The organism is Yersinia massiliensis (assembly GCF_003048255.1).
Taxonomy (GTDB): Bacteria; Pseudomonadota; Gammaproteobacteria; order Enterobacterales; family Enterobacteriaceae; genus Yersinia; species Yersinia massiliensis_A.
In genome coordinates this window covers 1,269,185-1,289,376 of record NZ_CP028487.1, presented here as the reverse complement: position 1 = coordinate 1,289,376, position 20,192 = coordinate 1,269,185, and the positions used below count along the sequence as shown (strand labels likewise).

Sequence of the window (20,192 nt, the reverse complement as noted above, 5' to 3'; positions counted from 1 at the left end):
TCGTCATCTGCACCATTATCAAATAAACCTTTTACACCTGAATTATTGTCCCCTGCCGGTACACTCAAAAATATGCGCTATGCCTTTGCTTACGGGGCGGATGCTGTTTATGCAGGCCAGCCGCGTTATAGCCTGCGGGTACGCAATAATGAATTCAATCACGAAAATCTGGCATTAGGGATCAAGGAAGCACATGCGCTAGGTAAACGCTTCTACGTGGTGGTGAATATTGCCCCTCATAATTCCAAACTGAAAACTTTTTTACGTGATTTGAAACCTGTGATTGATATGGGGCCAGATGCGCTGATTATGTCTGATCCCGGCTTGATTATGCTGGTGCGCGAAGCCTTCCCTGAGATGGACATTCATTTGTCCGTGCAGGCTAACGCCGTCAACTGGGCGACCGTCAAGTTCTGGCAGCAGATGGGCCTGACTCGCGTGATACTCTCCCGTGAGTTATCGCTGGAAGAGATCGCTGAAATCCGCGCGCAAGTCCCCGAAATGGAACTGGAAATCTTTGTCCATGGTGCGTTATGCATGGCCTATTCTGGTCGTTGCCTGCTATCGGGTTATATCAATAAGCGCGATCCGAATCAGGGAACATGCACCAATGCTTGCCGTTGGGAATATAACGTTCAGGAAGGCAGAGAAGATGAAATCGGTAACATCGTGCACATCCACCAGCCCATTGCGGTGAAGAATGTCGAGCCTACATTGGGTATCGGTGCACCGACTGACAAAGTCTTTATGATAGAAGAGGCCCAGCGCCCCGGTGAGTATATGACGGCCTCAGAAGATGAGCACGGCACGTACATCATGAACTCAAAAGACTTGCGGGCGATTCAACATGTGGAACGCTTAACGCAATTAGGCGTGCATTCGCTGAAAATCGAGGGCCGGACCAAATCATTCTATTATTGCGCCCGTACCGCGCAAGTATACCGCCGAGCGATTGATGATGCCGTTGCGGGCAAACCTTTCGATCCAACGCTGTTGACCACGCTGGAAGGTCTGGCTCATCGAGGCTACACCGAAGGTTTCTTACGCCGCCACGTGCATGAAGAGCAGCAAACTTATGACTACGGCTATTCTGTTTCAGAACGCCAACAGTTTGTCGGTGAGTTTACTGGCGTACGCCGTGATGGCTTGGCTGAAGTCGCCGTCAAAAACAAATTTTCGGTCGGTGACAGCGTTGAACTGATGACACCAAGCGGTAATATCCAGTTTATCCTCGACAGCATGCAGGATAAAAAAGGCCTGTCTGCGGATATCGCGCCAGGTAATGGGCATATCATGTATTTGCCGATCCCTGCCGATATTAATGTGGAATATGGCTTGTTGATCCGGAATCTGAACGGAACAAATAGCCGTAATCCCCATGATAAAGCGTAACGTAGCCTAATAAAAAATAATGCCATCGCTAAGATGGCATTTTTAGCAAATATTAGAATTAGATCACATCAATTATAATATCGTCGAGGTAGTATAGCTCGAGTACAATCAAGAACTAAAAAAGATTTAAAACAAGACTAGGAACCACCTCCTTGGCTAGCCCAATCTCCCTTGGGCTGGCCTTTTCTTTTTGGTTTTCATCCTACTGATTCTAAAGAATTTATCTCTAACCTCATTATTAATCAACCGAGTTAAGCGATTAACTAATAATAAGAAAAGTGCGCCCACAAGAATAGTCTGACCTTAAATAATAATTATTCCAGTTAGCTTAATATTCCAGTAAAAATAAAACCCATTCATTTTAAACCTAACAATCATTAATATTTTCAATTATTCTTGAAATAATCGGATATAGCCATAGCAGTCAAAGGCCGACAGTCTGTACACGAATCCCAGGTAAGTGAGCACGACTAACAAGCCCGAGACTTCATAGATGAAGGGTATATACTTTAACGCGATAACAGAATTTAACGCGATAACAGAAATGATATGGAGCAAGTTATGACTTCAACACCCTGCGCCCTTCTCATCTTAAACGGTAAAGAATCAGGTAATCTTGATGTCCGACAGGCAGTTAAAAACCTGCGGGAGGAAGGTGTAACGCTTCATGTTCGGGTCACTTGGGAGCAAGGTGATGCAAAACGTTATGTCAAAGAGGCCATAACACTGGGGGTTGATACCCTGATTGCCGGTGGTGGCGATGGGACGATTAATGAAGTCGCCACTGCATTGATGGCAATCCCCATCACCGATCGGCCTAATTTAGGGATTGTACCGCTGGGCACTGCCAACGATTTTGCCACCAGCTGCAATATTCCACTGCAAATCGACAATGCTATGCAATTGGCCGTCAAAGGCCGCGCCGTTGCTATTGATATCGCGCAAGTCAATGACGAACACTATTTTATCAATATGGCGACGGGAGGCTTTGGCACTCGTATCACCACGGAAACACCCGAGAAACTCAAAGCCGTGCTAGGTGGGGCTTCGTATTTTATCCATGGTCTGATGCGTATGGACGCCATAAAAGCCGATAGCTGCGAGATTCATGGGCCTGACTTCGATTGGGCGGGTGATGCATTGGTGATAGGGATAGGCAATGGTAGACAAGCGGGGGGTGGGCAGCCTCTTTGCCCCACAGCACTGATTAATGATGGCCAACTGCAATTACGCCTGTTGACAGCCGAAGAGTTACTGCCTGCTCTACTGACGAGTGTCTTTAGTGGTGAGAAAAACAAAAACATTGTTGAAGCTACCCTGCCGTGGTTAGAAATCACTGCACCTCACGACATTATCTTTAATTTGGATGGTGAACCCTTGTCAGGTAAGCATTTCCGCATCGAAATCCTCCCCAATGCTATCCAGTGCCGCCTTCCACCAAATTGCGAACTGCTCGGCTAGTGATCTCTTAGTGGGTTAACGACGGTTAGCCCATGATTTATTTCGATTTTACCTCCCCGCACTGCCAACAAAACCTCACAATGACCTGATTTCATTTGGGTACATTTCGCTCAATTCCATCCAATACCTTTCATTTCAAATCAATTTTCTTTTATTTTTAATCTTCACTTTGAAAGATTTATCTTTCAAAGTGTGATCTATATGCAATAAATAGATCTAAAAAATGATTAAGGTAGTTGCATGGCGATAGACAAGATTCTGAGGTTCGTTTTAATACTTCAGTATTTTGAAAACCATTTTAGCATGTGGTCTCTAAAATTTCTTTTCATAACAAAACCTTATAACAAAGGTTTATAAAAAACAGCCATAACCGCGATTACAGGAGAAATAGAATGATTGAACTTATAACCCATGGAGCCGAGTGGTTTATCGGACTCTTTCAAAAAGGGGGAGAAGTTTTTGTTGGTATGGTCACCGGGATTTTACCTTTACTGATCAGTTTGTTAGTCATCATGAATGCCCTGATCAAATTTGTCGGTCAGGATAGGATCGAACGTTTGGCACAGCGCTGCGCGGGGAATCCTATTTCTCGTTACCTGCTGTTGCCATTAATCGGGACTTTCGTTTTTTGTAACCCGATGACCTTAAGTCTCGGGCGCTTTATGCCAGAGAAATACAAACCAAGTTATTACGCAGCCGCTTCGTACAGTTGCCACTCCATGAATGGTCTGTTCCCACACATCAACCCAGGTGAGTTATTCGTCTTCTTAGGTATTGCCAGTGGCTTAACCACATTGGGCTTACCGCTGGGTCCGCTAGCCGTGAGTTACTTCTTGGTCGGGTTGTTCACCAACTTCTTCCGTGGCTGGGTAACTGACCTGACGACCACCATTTTCGAACGCAAAATGGGCATCAGTCTGGACCGTAACGTACAACTTTAATATGTAAATTAAATACATACTGTGTGGAGCAGATCATGAGTGAATTTATCCGGATTGAAAAAGGCGAAGGCGGTTGGGGTGGCCCATTAGAGTTGCCCATCGTCCCCGGTAAAAAAATTGTTTATATCACCGCAGGGACTCGCCCAGCGATTATCGACCGTATTAGTGAACTGACCGGCTGGGAAGCGGTGGATGGATTCAAAGAAGGTGAGCCGCCAGCGGATGAAATTGCAGTCGCGATTATTGACTGTGGCGGCACGCTACGCTGCGGTTTGTATCCAAAACGCCGTATTCCAACGGTCAACATCCATTCAACCGGTCAATCCGGACCGATGGCGCAATACATACTGGAAGATATTTATGTTTCCGGTGTCCGTGAAAAGAATATCCAGAAAATCAGTGGAACAGGCCAAGCATCGCCAACTGTTGCGCCAGCAGAAACCATGACGGCAGCAGCACCAAAAGCAGTGGAAAACACGGCAGCCAAAGCAGGACGTGATTACGACACCAGCAAAAAAATCACCGAACAAAGTGATGGCTTGTTGGCAAAAGTTGGGATGGGGATGGGGTCCGTTGTGGCGGTGTTCTTCCAGTCAGGCCGCGACACCATTGACACCGTATTGAAAACTATCCTGCCGTTTATGGCCTTCGTATCGGCATTAATCGGCATCATTATGGCATCTGGTTTGGGTGATTTTATTGCCCACGGCCTCACGCCATTGGCCAGTAGTCCAATAGGGCTCGTGCTCTTGGCACTGATTTGTTCCTTCCCACTGTTGTCACCGTTCTTAGGCCCAGGAGCCGTTATTGCACAAGTTATCGGCGTATTGGTTGGGGTACAAATTGGTTTGGGGAATATCCCACCACAATTAGCCCTACCCGCGTTGTTTGCGATAAATGCTCAAGCGGCATGTGACTTCATCCCTGTGGGTCTGTCATTGGCTGAAGCGAAGCAAGATACGGTGCGGGTTGGTGTGCCATCCGTATTAGTTGGCCGCTTCCTGACCGGTGCACCAACAGTGTTAATTGCTTGGGCTGTGTCCGCCTTTATCTATCAGTAACAGGTGCTAGGTCAGCCAGATTTATTGAATCGGTAAAACCGTAACGTAAAGATTTCTGTAAAAAATTCAACGGTTAAGGATGTACGTATGAATACTATTTATCAGACAACCATTACCAATATCGGCGACAGCGCCCGTGAGGCGCTGCTTGATGACATGCTCATCACCTTCCGCGAAGGGGCACCTAAAGATATTGAAGAGTTCTGTTTTATCCACCAGCACAGCACCACTGATGGGGAATTACAGGCAGGCAACATTATGGAATTGGCACAACAGCGCTATGTCATCACGGCGGTTGGCGAGGTTGCGACCCAAAATTTACGCGAATTGGGTCATGTCACCATCCGTTTCAACGGAGATGAACAACCTGAGTTCCCCGGTTCCATTCATGTGAACGGCCCGACACCCAGTGATATTCCTATCGGCAGCTCACTGAAATTTATTCGTTAATTGATTTATTAATTTATACCCAACGCCATTGACGCTGCGGCTAACACTGCTGCAGCGTCAAGAACCGCGGGTAAATGTGGAGGTGTATATGTCACAACAAGTAGCAGTAGTGATTGGTGGTGGACAAACTCTGGGCGCATTTTTGTGCCACGGTCTTGCCGAAGCGGGTTATAAAGTCGCGGTAGCAGATTTAAATTCTGATAACGCTCAGTTGGTCGCCGAACAGATTAATGCAGAGTATGGTGCTGATAGCGCCCGTGGTTTTCAGGTTGATGCAACCAATGAAAGCAGCGTAGAGATGCTGGCAAAAGCGGTGGATCAAAGTTTCCATCGGAGCGATTTGTTAGTCTACAGTGCAGGTATCGCGAAAGCCGCGCCGATCACTGATTTCCCGCTGGGTGATTTCGACCGTTCGTTGCAGGTGAATTTGGTCGGTTATTTCTTATGCGCTCGTGAATTCTCTCGGTTAATGATTCGTGATGGTCATGGCGGACGTATTATCCAAATCAATTCCAAATCAGGTAAAGTGGGCAGCAAACACAACTCCGGTTACAGTGCAGCGAAGTTTGGCGGTGTGGGTCTGACGCAATCCTTAGCATTAGATTTGGCTGATTACGGTATTACCGTGCATTCACTGATGTTAGGTAATTTGCTGAAATCGCCGATGTTCCAGTCACTGTTGCCTCAGTACGCTGCCAAGTTGGGTATTAAGCCAGAAGAAGTTGAGAAGTACTATACCGATAAAGTGCCACTAAAACGCGGGTGCGATTATCAAGATGTGTTGAATACCCTGCTGTTTTACGCCAGTGATAAGGCCAGCTATTGCACCGGTCAATCCATCAATATTACCGGTGGTCAAGTGATGTTTTAAGGTAGTAAAAGAGAAACCCGAATCACTGACTCGCACCGGTGATTCGGGAATTTCAATATGTGATTTAGGTCAATAAGTGCAGCTAACACCGCTGCGGCGTCAAGGGCAACGTAAAGGATTACTCAAAGCCATTGGCGTTGCAGCAAGGCAGCAAATGAATGAATCCCGATGAGCTGACATCAGTCAGTGATTCGGGTGAATGAGAGCAGCTAACACCGCTGCGGCGTCAAGGGCAACGTAAAGGGTTACTCAAAGCCATTGGCGTTGCAGCAAGGCAGCAAATGAATGAATCCCGATGAGCTGACATCAGTCAGTGATTCGGGTGAATGAGAGCAGCTAACACCGCTGCGGCGTCAAGGGCAACGTAAAGGGTTACTCAAAGCCATTGGCGTTGCAGCAAGGCAGCAAATGAATGAATCCCGATGAGCTGACATCAGTCAGTGATTCGGGTGAATGAGAGCAGCTAACACCGCTGCGGCGTCAAGGGCGAAGAGTAACGAAAATATGACTCCCACTTCAGCACTAATCAGCGTTGTCATCATCGCTTGGGTTCTACAAATTTTACTCGGTTGGTGGCAAATTACTCAGTTCAACCGCGCATTTGATCGCTTGTGCCAGAACAACCGCTCCGTCGGGGTGGGCCGCTCAGGTGGACGCTTTAAACCCAGAGTGGTGATGGCTTTAGCTTTTGATGAGAATATGCGGGTGCGTGACAGCATGATCATGCGGGGTATCAGTGTTTTTGCTCGACCACGCCCACTAACGCACCTCCACGGATTGCATCAACAGGATTTAATCCCAAATGTGATCTTCCCTACGGATACCGCATGCCAAACTGCACTATCGTTAGCGATTAAACCGAAATCATGATATTTTCATAATGAAAGTTATTCTTTTTCATGTGAAAGTTGTGCCTGAAAAAGAGGCAATGGAAATACTTGAGCAGGAATCGCTATGAAACCAAAGCAGCGGCAAGTTGCAATACTGGAATATCTCCAGCAACACGGCAAGACGGCAGTCGATGAACTCGCCTCCCACTTTTCAACCACCGGCACGACTATCCGTAAGGATTTAACCAGCCTTGAAAAAGAAGGGGCGGTTATCCGTACCTATGGCGGGGTAGTGCTAAACCGCGATGATGTCGAACAGCCGATTGATCGTAAAACCCATATTAATACCGACAAGAAAAAGCAAATCGCTCAAGCGGCCAGTAAGCTCATCAAAGATGGTGACAGTTTAGTTTTTGATGCGGGGAGCACCGTGTTACAAATGGTCCCGCACCTGACCAAATTCAACAATATTACGGTGATGACGAACAGCCTGCATATCGTCAATGAGCTGGTCGAGTTGAATAACGATCAAACTATTCTGATGCCCGGTGGCACGTATCGTAAAGGATCGGCGTCTTTTCATGGCAGTTTGGCCGAGTCTGCATTTGATAATTTTAGTTTCGATAAGCTCTTTATCGGTGCCGATGGCGTTGATTTAAAAGGCGGTGTGACCACCTTTAACGAGGTTTATCATGTCAGCACCGCGATGTGCCGCGCCGCCAGCCACATCATTCTACTGGTCGATTCCTCCAAATTTGGCCGTAAAAGCCCTAATGTCGTCTGCCCGCTCAGTGCCGTTGATACCCTGATTACCGATAAAGGGATCAGTGCTGAATATCTGCAGGCGCTGCAAGATATGGGCATCAATATCATTTTGGTAGATAAAAATGACTAACCCATTACTGACCTATGCCCGTGAAACACTGGAAATTGAGCTCACTGAAGCACAACGTCTGTTATCTCGCTTAGATGATAATTTTGTCCGTGCCTGTGAGCTATTGCTGGCGTGTACCGGTAAAGCTATCGTCTCCGGTATCGGCAAATCCGGTCATATTGGCAAAAAAATTGCCGCTTCATTGGCCAGTACCGGCACTCCCTCATTTTTCGTTCACCCCGCCGAAGCATTACACGGCGATTTAGGCATGATTGGTCCGCAAGATGTGCTGATTTTTATCTCCTATTCTGGCCGAGCTAAAGAGTTAGATTTGATTCTGCCGCTGCTGGCTGACAGCCACATTCCGGTGATCGCTATTACCGGCGGTAAAGCCTCGCCATTAGCGTTAAATGCTGCCTGCGTATTGGATATTAGCGTTGAGCACGAAGCCTGCCCGATGGGATTAGCCCCAACCTCCAGTGCGGTCAATACCCTGATGATGGGGGATGCACTGGCGATGGCATTAATGCGTTATCGTGGCTTTAACGCGGAAGATTTTGCGCGCTCGCACCCAGGCGGCAGCTTGGGTGCACGCTTACTCAACCGCGTCCATCATTTGATGCGAACTGGCGATCGCCTGCCAAGTGTTAATGAAACCGACAGCGTAATGGAAGCTATGTTGGAGTTGAGCCGTACTGGGTTGGGACTTGTGGCAGTGTGCGATGATAACCAGCGAGTGGTCGGGGTGTTCACCGATGGTGACTTACGCCGCTGGCTAGTAAAGGGTGGTACCTTGCAACAACCGTTAGCTGGTGCCATTACTCGGCCCGGTTTCCGATTACCTGAGCAATGGCGTGCCGGTGAGGCTCTGGAAGCCCTGCATCAGCATCATATCAGTGCTGCGCCAGTGGTTAATCTGGAAGGAAAACTGGTCGGTGCGATTAATCTGCATGATTTACATCAGGCAGGCATCAGCTGATACCTACCCTTTTCAAGATGCAGAGGGACAGCATTTGTTTGCTATTTATCTGCAGTTAGCTATTCACCTGCATCTTGGAGCCTATTCTCGCCAAATCAGCGCCAATTAGGGTCTTGCTGTAACTGATTCTTCAGCATGGCCTGAATCACCTCATCAGGGTGGCCCAGCCATTGGTAGGTCGCAAACTGGCTGGGGTTGTCCATCGCTTGCGGTTTGTTGTCCACCGTGATTCGCATTCCCCAAGCTTGCCAGACTTGCTTTTTATTCTGGCTAAATGCTACCCACATAAAATTGTTGCTGCAGTCATGAGGTTTGCAAATTCTACCGACCTTATACGGCTTCCCTTCCCAATGGATGATCTCATATGGCCCTGATGTCCCGATGCCTTTGCGCGCCCATGCTGGGAGGTTTTTCTGGCTCTTGGTCATTTTCTGCCAGCTATTCTTATAAACAGGCTGCTGCAACAGATCTGCCGTCGTCGGCAGCGGTTTAACCGGGGCTGGCGTAGGTGAAGTCACGGCGGATGGCGCGGAGACATCAGGTGGAGTGGAAACAGCAGGTGTTGCACTGACTGGCTGCGCGAAGGCCCAGGAATGGACACTGAGTATCGCCGCAGCAACAAGACAATGGCGGGTTTTACGACCTTTCATTATCGAAATCCTTATGATCTGATTATCTACTCGTCAGGGTATTGAATGCTCGCCCTGTGTTACTGATTTGCAGGTGTAGAGTGTGTTTGCCTGTCTATGACCACCAATGGAGGGAAAAGTTGATCCATAGCACGAATTTTCATCCTAATTCCAGTTATACCATAATCTGTATGACAGCTTGAGTTAAGCTATGAACCAGATGATTATTAGAAGGCCGCACCATGCTAACCTATGAGTTACCCGAAGCACCCAAGAAGCTCTATTACTCTGCTGCGGATGCCCATCCACTGAGCAAACTTGAGAGCGATAAAATCATCCAGATGGTCCTCGATCTGGATATCGCCAACTCAGACAATGAGCACTACATTTCTGGTTGGATGGGGCTAAACAACGTGGTGGTGGTGCGAAATTATCAGAATAAGCGCGGTACCTCCAACGGTTTTCTGGTGAATAAAAGTGACCGATACCGGTTGAGTATTCAATCGATTGAGTTTCGCATTCCTAAAGTGGTGCTGTGGATGAGTTTTCGCCGCAAGCCACGCACCATGGAGCTGATTACCTACGAAACATTGGGCGATGAACCCAGCGGTATGCAGCAATACCGTAATATCCTCGATGAAGCACTGCGCGAACAATTAGATGCTGATTGGCGTGATCTGAATGATTATCTCGGGGCTGCTTGTTGGCAGCTAGAAAACGGTGCACCGCTTTGGCGGCAAGCGCAGCAAGAAATAACCTCAGATGCCATTAGCCAGCTAGCTTCAGCCAAAATTTTCCGCACTAAATCTTTGCAGGCTGATGGGGATTATGCTGGTTTTTGGGCTGGTGAGTATTTCTTGGCTGTTAGGCAACCCACCGCCACAAATCCGTTCCCTGCAATACAGATTTCTTGGCGTGAAGATGAAAAAGACATCGGCAGTTATCAGTTTGATCAGATAAACGATGAAGCAGGGAATGCAAAATTCTTACTGTGTATCCGCCCGCGTAAAGGTGCAGACAGTTACCTGCTAAATCGTTTTGATGCACATCATCTACAACGCGCCATCGCGATGTTTGCGATGATGCAGCGCTATTTATTAGCGTGATCCATTGGCTGCCACCGGATAGGCAGCCAGCGAATAAGTCCCGATGAGCTGACTCAAGTCAGTGATTCGGGCGCGTGAGTGCAGCTAACAACCCTACGGCTTCAAAACAAAATTATCCCCAAAGTCATTGGAGCCGCAGGTAGGCAGCCAGCGAATAAGTCCCGATGAGCTGACTCAAGTCAGTGATTCGGGCGCGTGAGTGCAGCTAACAACCCTGCGGCTTCAAAACAAAATTATCCCCAAAGTCATTGGAGCCGCAGGTAGGCAGCCAGCGAATAAGTCCCGATGAGCTGACTCAAGTCAGTGATTCGGGCGCGTGAGTGCAGCTAACAACCCTGCGGCTTCAAGGACGAAGGGGATCACCACCACTCATGAAAATGGTGAACCGGCCCCACCCCACTCCCCACCTCTAGAGAATCAGCCTGCTCCAATGCCCCTTGCAGATAACTTTTGGCTGCTTCGACAGTTTCAGCCCAATTCCCATACCGTGGCCGTAATGCGGCGAGCGCGGCTGATAAGGTGCAACCTGTGCCGTGAGTGTGCCGAGTGTTGATTCTACGGCTGACAAAACGCTGTTCACCTTGTGCGGTAAATAGCCAATCTGGGCTATCTTCGCCACATAGATGCCCCCCTTTCATTAATACGCTTTGGCAGCCCAACGCTAATAATGCCCGCCCTTGTTCACGCATCTGTTGTTCATCGCTTGCTGGCTGGCAGTTCAGTAACGCCGCGGCTTCTGGCAAGTTAGGCGTAATCAAGTCAACCTGTGGCAGCAATTGCTCGCGCAGTGCGGCCACCGCGTCGGAGGCCAGTAACGGATCACCACTCTTCGCCACCATGACGGTATCTAATACGACAAACGCAATTGGATATCGGCGTAACTGCGCAGCAACGATGTCGACGATTTCAGCATTGGCTAACATGCCGATTTTGGCGCTATCAATGCGGACATCGTTCAGTACAGAATCCAACTGAGCCGCGACAAATGCCGGTTCGATAGGATAGACCGATTGCACACCAGTGGTATTTTGCGCCACCAACGCGGTGATAACACTGGTGCCATACGCTTGCAATGCCGAGAAGGTTTTTAGGTCAGCTTGAATACCCGCGCCGCCACTGGGGTCTGTTCCAGCAATGGTCAGTGCATTAATGCGCGTCATGAATATGTCTCCATACTCAAGCTGATCGACGACGGGTTAATAGCGATAAGTGAAACAAAAGCGGCAGGTTGGACGTTCATATTCCTCCTAACCGGCGGTCAAGAAGGCGGAACCTTTTGGTACCGTGACTTCCCTACGCTGGCATTATCCAGATCAGGTTATACGGGTATTTCTCAGCCAAGCCACTTTTGCGGCAGGCACCCCGAGTCAAATAAAATCAAATAGTTGCGATTAACGTTCCGTTAATCCCTGCTCAGGATAATGCCAGCGGGAAGTCCAACAAACAAGCTCTAAAGTCTGTACGAGTCCCACAATGTGCCCCAGTTTGTATCCCAAGTGATTAATTAAGCGGGGCAGAACAGATGCCAAAAAGCCGCGGCTTTTTTAGCATGCCTCTCTCGACAGTCACCCGCTTCAATTTAGGACTCTTCGGAATAACGATTACCGCTCATGGGCACCTCTCTTTTAAGTCATCTTAAATAACGCTGAGGTATAAGTTAAACCCTTGGCGATTTAGCTCAGGGCTTTTGAAGAAACTATTGAGTAATGGCAAATAGCATTCCCATTGCACCAATAAAAATAAGTACAATGCCTAAAATCAGTTTACCTCTGGTGGCCGAATTAATAACTTTACATAAAAAACATCGTCTCACCTTCCTATCCATAATAATTTCGCTCATTGTTAGCGCCTCAACTTTCCGATATCTAAAACCTGATATGAATTTAATATCAATTGTTTTCAAAAGAAAGAAACATAGTCTTAACCAAACTTAATTAAGAGTTAATCTTTTGTTTTAATTGATTAAATCAACATTCATCAGTGTGTAAAATCCAACTGGAATTCTGTTCCTAACACGCCATCACTCCAGTGACTTGTTTGTTTATCTATAAATTAGAATATTTTTAATACTGTAGATTAAATATAATAATATATGTTCACTAGAGTTATTCGACGATCAGTTAAAGATAATATCGGCAGTTGCAGAGGCGGTAACGTTACCAACAGGTAATGTGTCGCCACCGGAACATAGTCGCCAAATGAGTTCATTTGAGAAAGTTTCGCTAGATTCACCCGCATTGATTGAACCTAATTTTAATGGTTCGCCATTAAACTTCAGACCTTGCGTGAGATTACATGTTCCAGCGCCTGTCACTCCCGTTATTTCACCTGTGATATACCCTCCTCCCTCATTGAGAGATAAACGGGTTGCTTCACTGCCATAAAGCCCTGAATTAGCCTGAAATTTTATATTAATATTAGCAGCAGGATTCGCGCTATTTTGGGTGCATCCCACCTCCAGATTATCCTTCACTAGTTCTAGTTCAGCCCCAAAAGTCGAATTATGTTCTACTTCGCCAAAGTTGATCGACTTATTAATACTGATCGAGCATTGCCGTGTGGAAACTTTAACCTGATGGCCAGTAAGAATACTATCCTTCGTAGCACTCGATAATGCACTGCTACTAAAATACATCTCAGGAATGGGGTATATTCCATCTTGCTGGGTCCCATCGGTGATAATGACCCAATGGCCCGTTATTGTTCCATTGCGGACGCTATATTCCTCGAAAAAAGGTGATGCCGGGACTCCCCGAGGTGATAAACACCAGGCAGAATTTGGCGGCGTTGCCGCTGCATTTCCAGATCCTGAGATTATCCCCTGAACGCCCGAATTGCCAAAAGTTCCACTCATGGTTTCTGATGAGCCACTATTTAACTTATAAGTCATAGTGAAAGATGCCTGCGGTACCAAAAAAATTCCTTGAGCAATCTTATACCCTTGTACTCCACCAACATCACTTAGGGCGGTGTTATTAACGCAACCCGTGGTTTCAGGAATTCCCGCGCCCGTGATGGCAACAAGACCGTAATTTGGATTGAGCATAATATAGTAGCCATCAAAACTGGCGGAAATACTCTGATTAAAGGCTGGACCTGCCCATTGTTGGCTACCACTACCAATTTCAATGATAGTTGCCTGTAATGGCATAATAACGCCCAATGACAGCAGACAAAGCCCTATTCGTAACCGCGTAAAACCCGTGGTACTTATTTTATCTGTCACTGTGTTTACCCCTCTATTGGGTGAATTCTCGGTGCTCAACATGTTAAACCTCACAACGTAATGGCAAATGACGTATCGGATTAGCCGCTGATGGGGCAGGGGTGTTCGCCAAACTGAACGATACATTGCATTGCTGGCTAGTATCCCCTCCCCACTTCACTTTTAGACGACCACTTTCTGGTAGCCCGCTGAGATAGACCTGCCCAGCATCTCCAACAATGCTGGTATTCGGCTCTTCACCCGCGCTCCCTTCAACGGAAACCACGGCACCAAAAGGTATTAATCCGCCGCTTTTACTCAAAGTAACCAATACTTGATAACCGACACGTGTTGCAAAGTTAGCCTTAACCACTGCACCTTTAGTTGGGTAGAGATTTTGGCTTGACTGCGTTATGTCAACCCCCTCAGGTAGGGTTGCCGGATCCAGGCTAATATTATTACGCTGATAGTTTGAGAGATAAGGCACAACCGCATAACCACGACTGTCCACCTGATTATTGCCGCTCATCACCTTACTTCCTCTGGCGCCTGGCGCACTGACTAATGCAACGGTATCGCCCAAAGGTTGGCTCAATGTGACCCCGTCGGCATGTGCCACCACCCCGCCGCTAGCATTCATATTCACCGCGCGATAGCCACTACCATAGCTATATCCCATATTCGCCATGCCCTTGCTGCCACGGTAACCGGTATTCACAGACCCCATGTCACTGCTGCCGTCGTTAGACCAGCCTTGTGTCACATTGTAAGAAAGACGGTCATCCATCGATGTTCCGTTAATACCCGCCTGATTCTGAACACTACCTTGGTTGTTATTTGTCATCTGATAACTGGCGAAGCTACGGTTAGCCAGTGATGAGCCACTCAACAAACTTAATGGAACTTGAACGTTCATGGATAACTGCCTGTTTTCCGGCCAGCTATTGTCCCCTTTAATGCGGTCAATACTGTAATTCATGCCGTAAGTCACCCCGTGATAGCTGTTGCTATAGCCCGCAGTAAGGTTGTTATTGACCTTACCGTTGTCCCAATAGTTATCCCGCATCCCAGAGACATATAGCGACCCGAAGTCCCCCATATTCTGAGACAAACGTAACTGGTAACTATTGCGCTTACGGTCTTGTGACCAAGGCAACTGATCGTCGCGTAATTGGTAGCCATTGTTGTTAACATCGGAAAAACTGTAATAATTACGGGTCGAGTAGCGCATAGTCGCGACATCAATTGATGTGCCGGTACTGGCAATATTTTTGGCATAGCGCAACCGATATGACTCCCCTTTTTGCCGCTCATCCACGTCCTTCAGCTTAGCGTTCGACTGAGTGACATCCGCAGACAATGCACCAAAGTTCCCTAAAGACAACCCGCTCCCCACCACGCTTGAGAAGTAATCATCTGCAACCAGTCCACCACCGTACAGCGTGAGATTATAGGGCAGGCCATAAACCAGCGTGCCGAGTCCAAAGGTTGACTCCTGAGAACCCACAGTGGTACTGCCATTGTATTTCCCACTGGTCAGCTCATACTTAAATGCTCCAGGACGTAACATTACCGGCAGTGTTGAATAGGCGACAGTCTGGGTGCGAACGGAGCCATCAGCTTCCGTTATCGTTACTGTCAAATCACCTGAAGAACCACTCTGCCCCAAGTCATTTAGCGTAAACGGGCCTGGTGCAACATAGGTTTGATACACAATGTTGCCATTCTGCCTCACGGTTACCCTCGCATTACTTTGTGCAACACCAGAGATAACCGGAGCAAAACCACGCAGATTGTTAGGCAGCATCTCTTCGGTTGAGTTAAGTTTGACGCCACGGAACGGAATGCTGTCAAAAACATCCCCACCACTGCTACTTTCACCTGCCAATATTTCAGAATGCCAGGGCTGGATATCCCGCTGCAGATAGCTATTGATAAACTGGGTGTCCTGCGTACTTTCACCTGCACGATTATCGCCATTCGTCGTATTCCGGCTATGGGTAATCAGGCTGCGTAAACGCCAAGCATCAAAGTTCAATCCCGCCCGTAAGTTGGCAAAGAGGCTTGTTTGCTCTGATGTTCCCAACTCTGATTGGGAAGAACGCCGGCTGCGGCTGCCGTTCAAGTTATAATTCAGCAAAAATGCCGGAATCCCTTGATTCCACAACGAGGGGTCAACCTGATTGCTACTATTTGGCTGCATTGCGACTTGAGGGATACTGATATCCAGCCGCAACTTGGCCAGCGATAATTGCACCTGCGCATGAGGAATCAGGGCGGGCAAATCCTCCACTGGCTTATCCAGTGGTAAATTTGAGAATGTCGGCAGTGCACTGGTATTCACGCCTAACTCATTCAGTAACGCAGGCGTGAGAAGTGGCTCAACCTTATTCCGAGAACCTTTTTGGAAAGTAATTGTTTGCTCACCGTGCTCAATCTGATTAACAAATATCGTCACCAGATAAGCCCCTTCAGGCACCTGATCGGCAGCCTCAAACTGAGTCAAATCCACTTTTTCAGACTGCTCTTGATCAAGCATTAGCAGCCCGGCATCAAAATAATCCCGGCCCCAAGCAGGCAGAACAGACGTAAGTAATATCGCACCCGTCAATATGGGTGAGATTTTTATCCCATTAACGTGCCGTTTCATAATATTTAGCTCAATCTGGTTTATCTGTTTTGCCAATACACAAAATTGGAATTAAAAACATATGATTAACCAGCAGTTAAAATAAGTTTGTCGGTAAACTGGATATCAATATCGAGATGAGCCAGTAAGTGATTTTTGTTGTTGTAACGGCGTATTCCATGCTGACTCATCAAGCAATTGCCACTCAACTGGCCCCTTTGTACCCGCAGGCAAGTTATAGCGTTGCTGTCCTTTTGGTGGAACCATCAGACGCATAGCCGCATTATCAAACAAATAGTTACCCACTTTTAACCGAGAAAATGTCAACCAAAACGGCGTTGGGTTTTCAGCAACCAGCGTATTACCTTCCAGATGGAAGCGTAGTTGTGAGGCAGCACCTGCCACCCCACTGTCCGGCAGACTGGAGGGGCGGTAAAAGAGTTTAAGATTACTGACAACAGCTAACGTTAATTGACCGCCGTTTTGCGCCATATTCGCAGGTGTCGATGGGATAGCCTTGGTAGCAATATAAAATACTGACTCCCTATCCTGTGCTAACTCCCCTCCGGTACGCCGAATACGCAAGGTCAAATCACTATTAGGCTCTAGTCGTTGCAGCGGCGGAGTGACAATAAAGGGCATCGGAGTAACGGCTTTGCCCTGCGGTGCAACGCCGCCAGTTTGAGGATCCATATTCCGAATCCAAGATTGCATTAAAAAAGGCTGATCACTTTTGTTATAGACGGTTAATGCAACACCCTGACTGGCATTTTCCGGGTAAATAACCCGCATCACATAAAAGGAAATACCCTTAAGTTCAGCCTGATTTGCGCTCACCGATAAACTATTGAGCATCAGTAAGCTCCCTATCATTATTAATGACAGGCGAGTCCAGAAAATTTTCATTTACTCTCCAGGAATTATGGCGGTAAATATTCGCATTTCGACGAGAGGATCCCGTAATCGGTAATCACTCGCCAGTCAGCCATTACCAATGGTGAAATAGCTGGATAAACTTGATTACTATGAGGAGCAATCATTGCTGGGTGCTTCTCGAAACTAACGGCGCGATGATTAATATTCAATTGCCCCAGCGTTAAATAATAAGGTGTAGGATTTTCTACACGGATACCCTCAGCGACTTGGGTAAATTGTAATTTGCAATAAGCGTCTTCCGGGGTCATATTCAACCCATCGGGGCGATAGAACAGCTTAATCAAAAAACGAACTCCCATTGATAGCTGAGCCTGCTCTGTTAACTCAGAGGCTTGAGCAGGAATCGCCAGAACAGATAAATAAAATACCGATTCATTTTGCTGCGATAATGTTCCTTCATTCTGGCGTATAATACGCAGCAAATTACGGCTATTAGGCTCCAGCCGAAATAATGGTGGTGTCACGATAAAAGGTGCTGCTTGCTTATTATCTGGATCCAGTTGAACCAGAGACTGAATTAAATAAGTTTTATCGCCATCATTTTTAACCAGAACAGTGCGCGCCTGATCAGTTTCATTAAATACGACCCGCGTTTGTCCAAGGCTTATTCCGCCATCAGCAGCAAAAACGAAATTTCCCCAGAAGCCAAGGAGTAAGCAACTAATCAGTTGCAGGCCTCGGAAACGAAAGGCTCGAATCATAATGCGCTCTTAATCGTAAAGAAAATTGAAGGTAACTCGAGCAATGAGCTTACCGGCGGTTGGGTTACAGCCCCCCGAATCAATACAGGATACCCCAGCGGAAAATGCCATAGCGGCTCCTGTGGCTGGCGGAACTATTCCTTGAAATTGGAGCTTGTCACCATGGCTAACGGTATTCATGTTTTGAGTTAGCAGCACACCAACCCCTTGAGCGTCTGAATCAGCGTCACGAAACAGCCATTTACCATCATTACCATCACCCTTCCCAGTGACCTGGATAACAGGTTTTTGGCTACTAGGTGCTGTCCCGCTGCAATTTTGTACTTCCAGAGAGAAAGTATTGGATTCAGCCACGGTTCCCGATAACAACGAGCTTGTCTGGACACTCCCCAAATGCAAAACCTCTTGATCTAGCTTAATTTCGCAAGTTCCAGGGACAATGGTGGCACGGAAATCCACTGTTTCAGCAGCTTGTACCGGCAGAGCGACTATACCGATGAAAAGGCTCGCAGAACCCGCATTACGGCACCACTTTAGTAAAGGCATCGATACCTCCAAGATCGTTGATCACCCGCCAGCGGATCTCCCCTTGTTTAACTTTGGTCGGGAAGATATGGCTACTGAAAGGGGCAATCATACTGGCTTCGGGGCGTGCCAAAGATAGCGCCTCTCCGGCAAAACTGATGCCAGCAAAATTAATAAAATAGGGTGAGGCGTTATAAACCTGTAATCCCTCTTTCACTCGGGTAATTTGTAGGTTCTTATGGGCATTGGCGACTGTCGGGGCTAATCCAGCAGGGCGATAAAATAGCTTGATGACGTTCGCAACGCCCAGTTTTACTTCACCACCAACGCTTTGTTGCTGATCTTCTCCTGTTCCTGCAACACTACTGGGTATAGCCCGAGCATTAATATAGAAAACCGATTCACGATCACTGGGCAAAGCCCCGCCTTTAGCAGAAATCCGAATTTGGTTGCTACTATTTGGTTCGAGTCGAAATAAAGGAGGAGTAACCAAAAAAGGGGCAACTCCTTTCCCATCAATAGAAGTGCTGACAGTGGTCTGTACCAAATAAGGAGCATCTGGTTGCGTATTGCGCAAGGTCAGTGAAACACTCGATGCACCCTGTGGGTAAATTAGCCGAGTGGCACTAATACCAAATCCGCCAGCCTGAACGGTTTGACTGGCAGTCAAACCAACAAATATTAAAGACAGTGTGCGAAATAAAAATTTCATTACTCAAACTCCTCTTGCCTGATGGCAGGGAGTTATCATCGCCTGCCATCAGAAATGGTTAGTTATAAACGAAGCTAAATGTAATTGGCGCACTAATCTTTGTATTTTCGATGGCCGATATATTAGTGGTAGCCAACGCGGCACTTAAGGAAATCGATTTTTCAAAATCTCCAGGTGCCGGCGTACTACCCGCAGTCCCAACAAGAATAGAGTCTCCACTTTGTAGGATGGTGCCTTCATGTTTGACCATGACACCAACACTAGAGCTATTATCGCTGTTAAAGATATTGTTACTGCCACCGCTCAGTGTTGAACCCGAAATACGCAAGCTCGCAGTATCATCCTCCGCCGACGGTTTCCCACAATTCATCAGTCTCACATCAAAATTTTGTGCCGTCGTATCAATAAAAGTATCAGCGGCAGTGAAAACGGCTGCTGTGTGGTTATTCAAATTCAATCGGTCAGTGACCGAGACATCACAGGTTGCAGTTACGATGCTAGCCTCTATTGTTATCATGGCATTACGACCAGATTCTGCGGCAAAAGCCGTTCCAGTCGAAGCCAACAATAACAATGCGGCAGGTGATAAAGTTAAAAGTGTTGTACGCATGTATTTATTCCTCTAGTGACACGTTGATTAGGGATTTGAGTATGTTCTAGAGAAAGCTAACCATTTAGTGATTTAGTCTAATTAAGGTGGAGTTAAGACTCTTCAGGTTTATCTTCAATAAAAATAAACTTGTAATTTGTTGATTTTAAATATATTTAACTTCACTCTTAAATGTATTGTTTAATACAGACAATACAGAATATCAGTCCGAATATGTTTGAAACATGACAGTTAAATCCATCAATTGGGGTTATATGCTGAAGTCAGTTACCTGAGATAG

The 20,192-nt window shown here is 46.9% G+C and carries 19 protein-coding genes and 1 riboswitch; of the genes, 10 read left to right on the top strand and 9 right to left on the bottom strand.

Going from position 1 to position 20,192, the window contains the following annotated elements; all coding sequences use genetic code 11:
- Window positions 1–72: 72 nt before the first annotated feature.
- From yegQ to gutQ, 9 genes are all read left to right on the top strand, one after another.
- Window positions 73–1,392, top strand: coding sequence for a tRNA 5-hydroxyuridine modification protein YegQ (gene yegQ / locus DA391_RS05930; protein ID WP_430980867.1), 1,320 nt, complete (start codon window positions 73–75; stop codon window positions 1,390–1,392).
- Between the two features lie 561 nt (window positions 1,393–1,953).
- Window positions 1,954–2,853 (top strand): lipid kinase YegS, encoded by a 900-nt coding sequence (yegS, locus tag DA391_RS05925; RefSeq protein ID WP_057644979.1) that lies wholly within the window; start codon window positions 1,954–1,956, stop codon window positions 2,851–2,853.
- 392 nt (window positions 2,854–3,245) lie between these two features.
- The gene (gene srlA, locus DA391_RS05920; RefSeq protein ID WP_019212133.1) at window positions 3,246–3,794 is read left to right on the top strand and encodes a PTS glucitol/sorbitol transporter subunit IIC; all 549 of its coding nucleotides are present in this window, start codon (window positions 3,246–3,248) and stop codon (window positions 3,792–3,794) included.
- 35 nt (window positions 3,795–3,829) lie between these two features.
- Window positions 3,830–4,855, top strand: coding sequence for a PTS glucitol/sorbitol transporter subunit IIB (gene srlE / locus DA391_RS05915; RefSeq protein WP_050081917.1), 1,026 nt, complete (start codon window positions 3,830–3,832; stop codon window positions 4,853–4,855).
- A gap of 87 nt (window positions 4,856–4,942) precedes the next feature.
- Window positions 4,943–5,305, top strand: a complete 363-nt coding sequence (gene srlB / locus DA391_RS05910) for a PTS glucitol/sorbitol transporter subunit IIA (protein ID WP_019212135.1) — start codon at window positions 4,943–4,945, stop codon at window positions 5,303–5,305.
- Between the two features lie 88 nt (window positions 5,306–5,393).
- Entirely contained in the window at window positions 5,394–6,176 is a 783-nt protein-coding gene (srlD, locus tag DA391_RS05905) for a sorbitol-6-phosphate dehydrogenase (protein ID WP_019212136.1), read from the top strand.
- A gap of 504 nt (window positions 6,177–6,680) precedes the next feature.
- Window positions 6,681–7,046: a transcriptional regulator GutM gene (gutM, locus tag DA391_RS05900; protein WP_050081919.1), complete on the top strand. Its 366-nt coding sequence runs from the start codon at window positions 6,681–6,683 to the stop codon at window positions 7,044–7,046.
- Window positions 7,047–7,130: 84 nt separating this feature from the next.
- Window positions 7,131–7,901 carry a glucitol operon DNA-binding transcriptional repressor SrlR gene (gene srlR / locus DA391_RS05895; RefSeq protein WP_019212138.1) on the top strand — a complete coding sequence of 257 codons (771 nt, stop codon included), beginning with the start codon at window positions 7,131–7,133 and terminating at the stop codon, window positions 7,899–7,901.
- Window positions 7,894–8,859, top strand: coding sequence for an arabinose-5-phosphate isomerase GutQ (gutQ, locus tag DA391_RS05890; RefSeq protein ID WP_050081921.1), 966 nt, complete (start codon window positions 7,894–7,896; stop codon window positions 8,857–8,859). Before srlR ends, gutQ begins: the two co-directional genes overlap by 8 nt.
- Window positions 8,860–8,954: 95 nt before the next feature.
- Here gutQ and DA391_RS05885 read toward each other — a convergent pair whose 3' ends face one another.
- On the bottom strand, window positions 8,955–9,509 hold the full coding sequence (locus tag DA391_RS05885) for an inhibitor of vertebrate lysozyme family protein (RefSeq protein WP_108087448.1): 555 nt from the start codon (window positions 9,507–9,509) through the stop codon (window positions 8,955–8,957).
- A 221-nt stretch (window positions 9,510–9,730) separates the two neighbouring features.
- On the opposite strand from DA391_RS05885, the gene DA391_RS05880 reads away from it, so the two are divergent.
- The gene (locus DA391_RS05880) at window positions 9,731–10,594 is read left to right on the top strand and encodes a hypothetical protein (RefSeq protein WP_167398164.1); all 864 of its coding nucleotides are present in this window, start codon (window positions 9,731–9,733) and stop codon (window positions 10,592–10,594) included.
- Window positions 10,595–10,953: 359 nt separating this feature from the next.
- Here the strand turns inward: DA391_RS05880 and thiD are convergent, their stop codons facing one another.
- The 8 genes from thiD to DA391_RS05840 all read right to left on the bottom strand — a co-directional run bounded on the left by thiD (window position 10,954) and on the right by DA391_RS05840 (window position 19,912).
- Complete coding sequence (gene thiD, locus DA391_RS05875) at window positions 10,954–11,754, bottom strand: bifunctional hydroxymethylpyrimidine kinase/phosphomethylpyrimidine kinase (RefSeq protein ID WP_108087447.1); 801 nt, start codon at window positions 11,752–11,754, stop codon at window positions 10,954–10,956.
- A gap of 113 nt (window positions 11,755–11,867) precedes the next feature.
- Window positions 11,868–11,969, bottom strand: a riboswitch (TPP riboswitch).
- Between the two features lie 741 nt (window positions 11,970–12,710).
- A complete protein-coding gene (locus DA391_RS05870; RefSeq protein ID WP_138070062.1) occupies window positions 12,711–13,820 on the bottom strand; it encodes an adhesin in 1,110 nt (369 codons plus the stop codon).
- Between the two features lie 43 nt (window positions 13,821–13,863).
- On the bottom strand, window positions 13,864–16,449 hold the full coding sequence (locus DA391_RS05865; protein ID WP_108087446.1) for a fimbria/pilus outer membrane usher protein: 2,586 nt from the start codon (window positions 16,447–16,449) through the stop codon (window positions 13,864–13,866).
- Window positions 16,450–16,554: 105 nt separating this feature from the next.
- Entirely contained in the window at window positions 16,555–17,334 is a 780-nt protein-coding gene (locus tag DA391_RS05860) for a fimbrial biogenesis chaperone (protein ID WP_050081931.1), read from the bottom strand.
- A 14-nt stretch (window positions 17,335–17,348) separates the two neighbouring features.
- On the bottom strand, window positions 17,349–18,065 hold the full coding sequence (locus tag DA391_RS05855) for a fimbrial biogenesis chaperone (RefSeq protein ID WP_050286257.1): 717 nt from the start codon (window positions 18,063–18,065) through the stop codon (window positions 17,349–17,351).
- 9 nt (window positions 18,066–18,074) lie between these two features.
- The gene (locus DA391_RS05850; protein ID WP_108087445.1) at window positions 18,075–18,611 is read right to left on the bottom strand and encodes a fimbrial protein; all 537 of its coding nucleotides are present in this window, start codon (window positions 18,609–18,611) and stop codon (window positions 18,075–18,077) included.
- Window positions 18,586–19,302 carry a fimbrial biogenesis chaperone gene (locus DA391_RS05845; RefSeq protein WP_050081936.1) on the bottom strand — a complete coding sequence of 239 codons (717 nt, stop codon included), beginning with the start codon at window positions 19,300–19,302 and terminating at the stop codon, window positions 18,586–18,588. The genes DA391_RS05850 and DA391_RS05845 overlap by 26 nt, the downstream gene beginning before the upstream one ends.
- A gap of 58 nt (window positions 19,303–19,360) precedes the next feature.
- Window positions 19,361–19,912: a fimbrial protein gene (locus tag DA391_RS05840; RefSeq protein WP_050081938.1), complete on the bottom strand. Its 552-nt coding sequence runs from the start codon at window positions 19,910–19,912 to the stop codon at window positions 19,361–19,363.
- Between the last annotated feature and the right edge of the window lie 280 nt (window positions 19,913–20,192).

Bases quoted from the DNA above. Each gene is read 5' to 3' on its own strand.
- yegQ (WP_430980867.1), top strand. From the start codon at position 73: ATGCGCTATGCCTTTGCTTACGGGGCGGATGCTGTTTATGCAGGCCAG.
- yegS (WP_057644979.1), top strand. From the start codon at position 1,954: ATGACTTCAACACCCTGCGCCCTTCTCATCTTAAACGGTAAAGAATCA.
- srlA (WP_019212133.1), top strand. From the start codon at position 3,246: ATGATTGAACTTATAACCCATGGAGCCGAGTGGTTTATCGGACTCTTT.
- srlE (WP_050081917.1), top strand. From the start codon at position 3,830: ATGAGTGAATTTATCCGGATTGAAAAAGGCGAAGGCGGTTGGGGTGGC.
- srlB (WP_019212135.1), top strand. From the start codon at position 4,943: ATGAATACTATTTATCAGACAACCATTACCAATATCGGCGACAGCGCC.
- srlD (WP_019212136.1), top strand. From the start codon at position 5,394: ATGTCACAACAAGTAGCAGTAGTGATTGGTGGTGGACAAACTCTGGGC.
- gutM (WP_050081919.1), top strand. From the start codon at position 6,681: ATGACTCCCACTTCAGCACTAATCAGCGTTGTCATCATCGCTTGGGTT.
- srlR (WP_019212138.1), top strand. From the start codon at position 7,131: ATGAAACCAAAGCAGCGGCAAGTTGCAATACTGGAATATCTCCAGCAA.
- gutQ (WP_050081921.1), top strand. From the start codon at position 7,894: ATGACTAACCCATTACTGACCTATGCCCGTGAAACACTGGAAATTGAG.
- DA391_RS05885 (WP_108087448.1), bottom strand. From the start codon at position 9,509: ATGAAAGGTCGTAAAACCCGCCATTGTCTTGTTGCTGCGGCGATACTC.
- DA391_RS05880 (WP_167398164.1), top strand. From the start codon at position 9,731: ATGCTAACCTATGAGTTACCCGAAGCACCCAAGAAGCTCTATTACTCT.
- thiD (WP_108087447.1), bottom strand. From the start codon at position 11,754: ATGACGCGCATTAATGCACTGACCATTGCTGGAACAGACCCCAGTGGC.
- DA391_RS05865 (WP_108087446.1), bottom strand. From the start codon at position 16,449: ATGAAACGGCACGTTAATGGGATAAAAATCTCACCCATATTGACGGGT.
- DA391_RS05860 (WP_050081931.1), bottom strand. From the start codon at position 17,334: ATGAAAATTTTCTGGACTCGCCTGTCATTAATAATGATAGGGAGCTTA.
- DA391_RS05855 (WP_050286257.1), bottom strand. From the start codon at position 18,065: ATGATTCGAGCCTTTCGTTTCCGAGGCCTGCAACTGATTAGTTGCTTA.
- DA391_RS05850 (WP_108087445.1), bottom strand. From the start codon at position 18,611: ATGCCTTTACTAAAGTGGTGCCGTAATGCGGGTTCTGCGAGCCTTTTC.
- DA391_RS05845 (WP_050081936.1), bottom strand. From the start codon at position 19,302: ATGAAATTTTTATTTCGCACACTGTCTTTAATATTTGTTGGTTTGACT.
- DA391_RS05840 (WP_050081938.1), bottom strand. From the start codon at position 19,912: ATGCGTACAACACTTTTAACTTTATCACCTGCCGCATTGTTATTGTTG.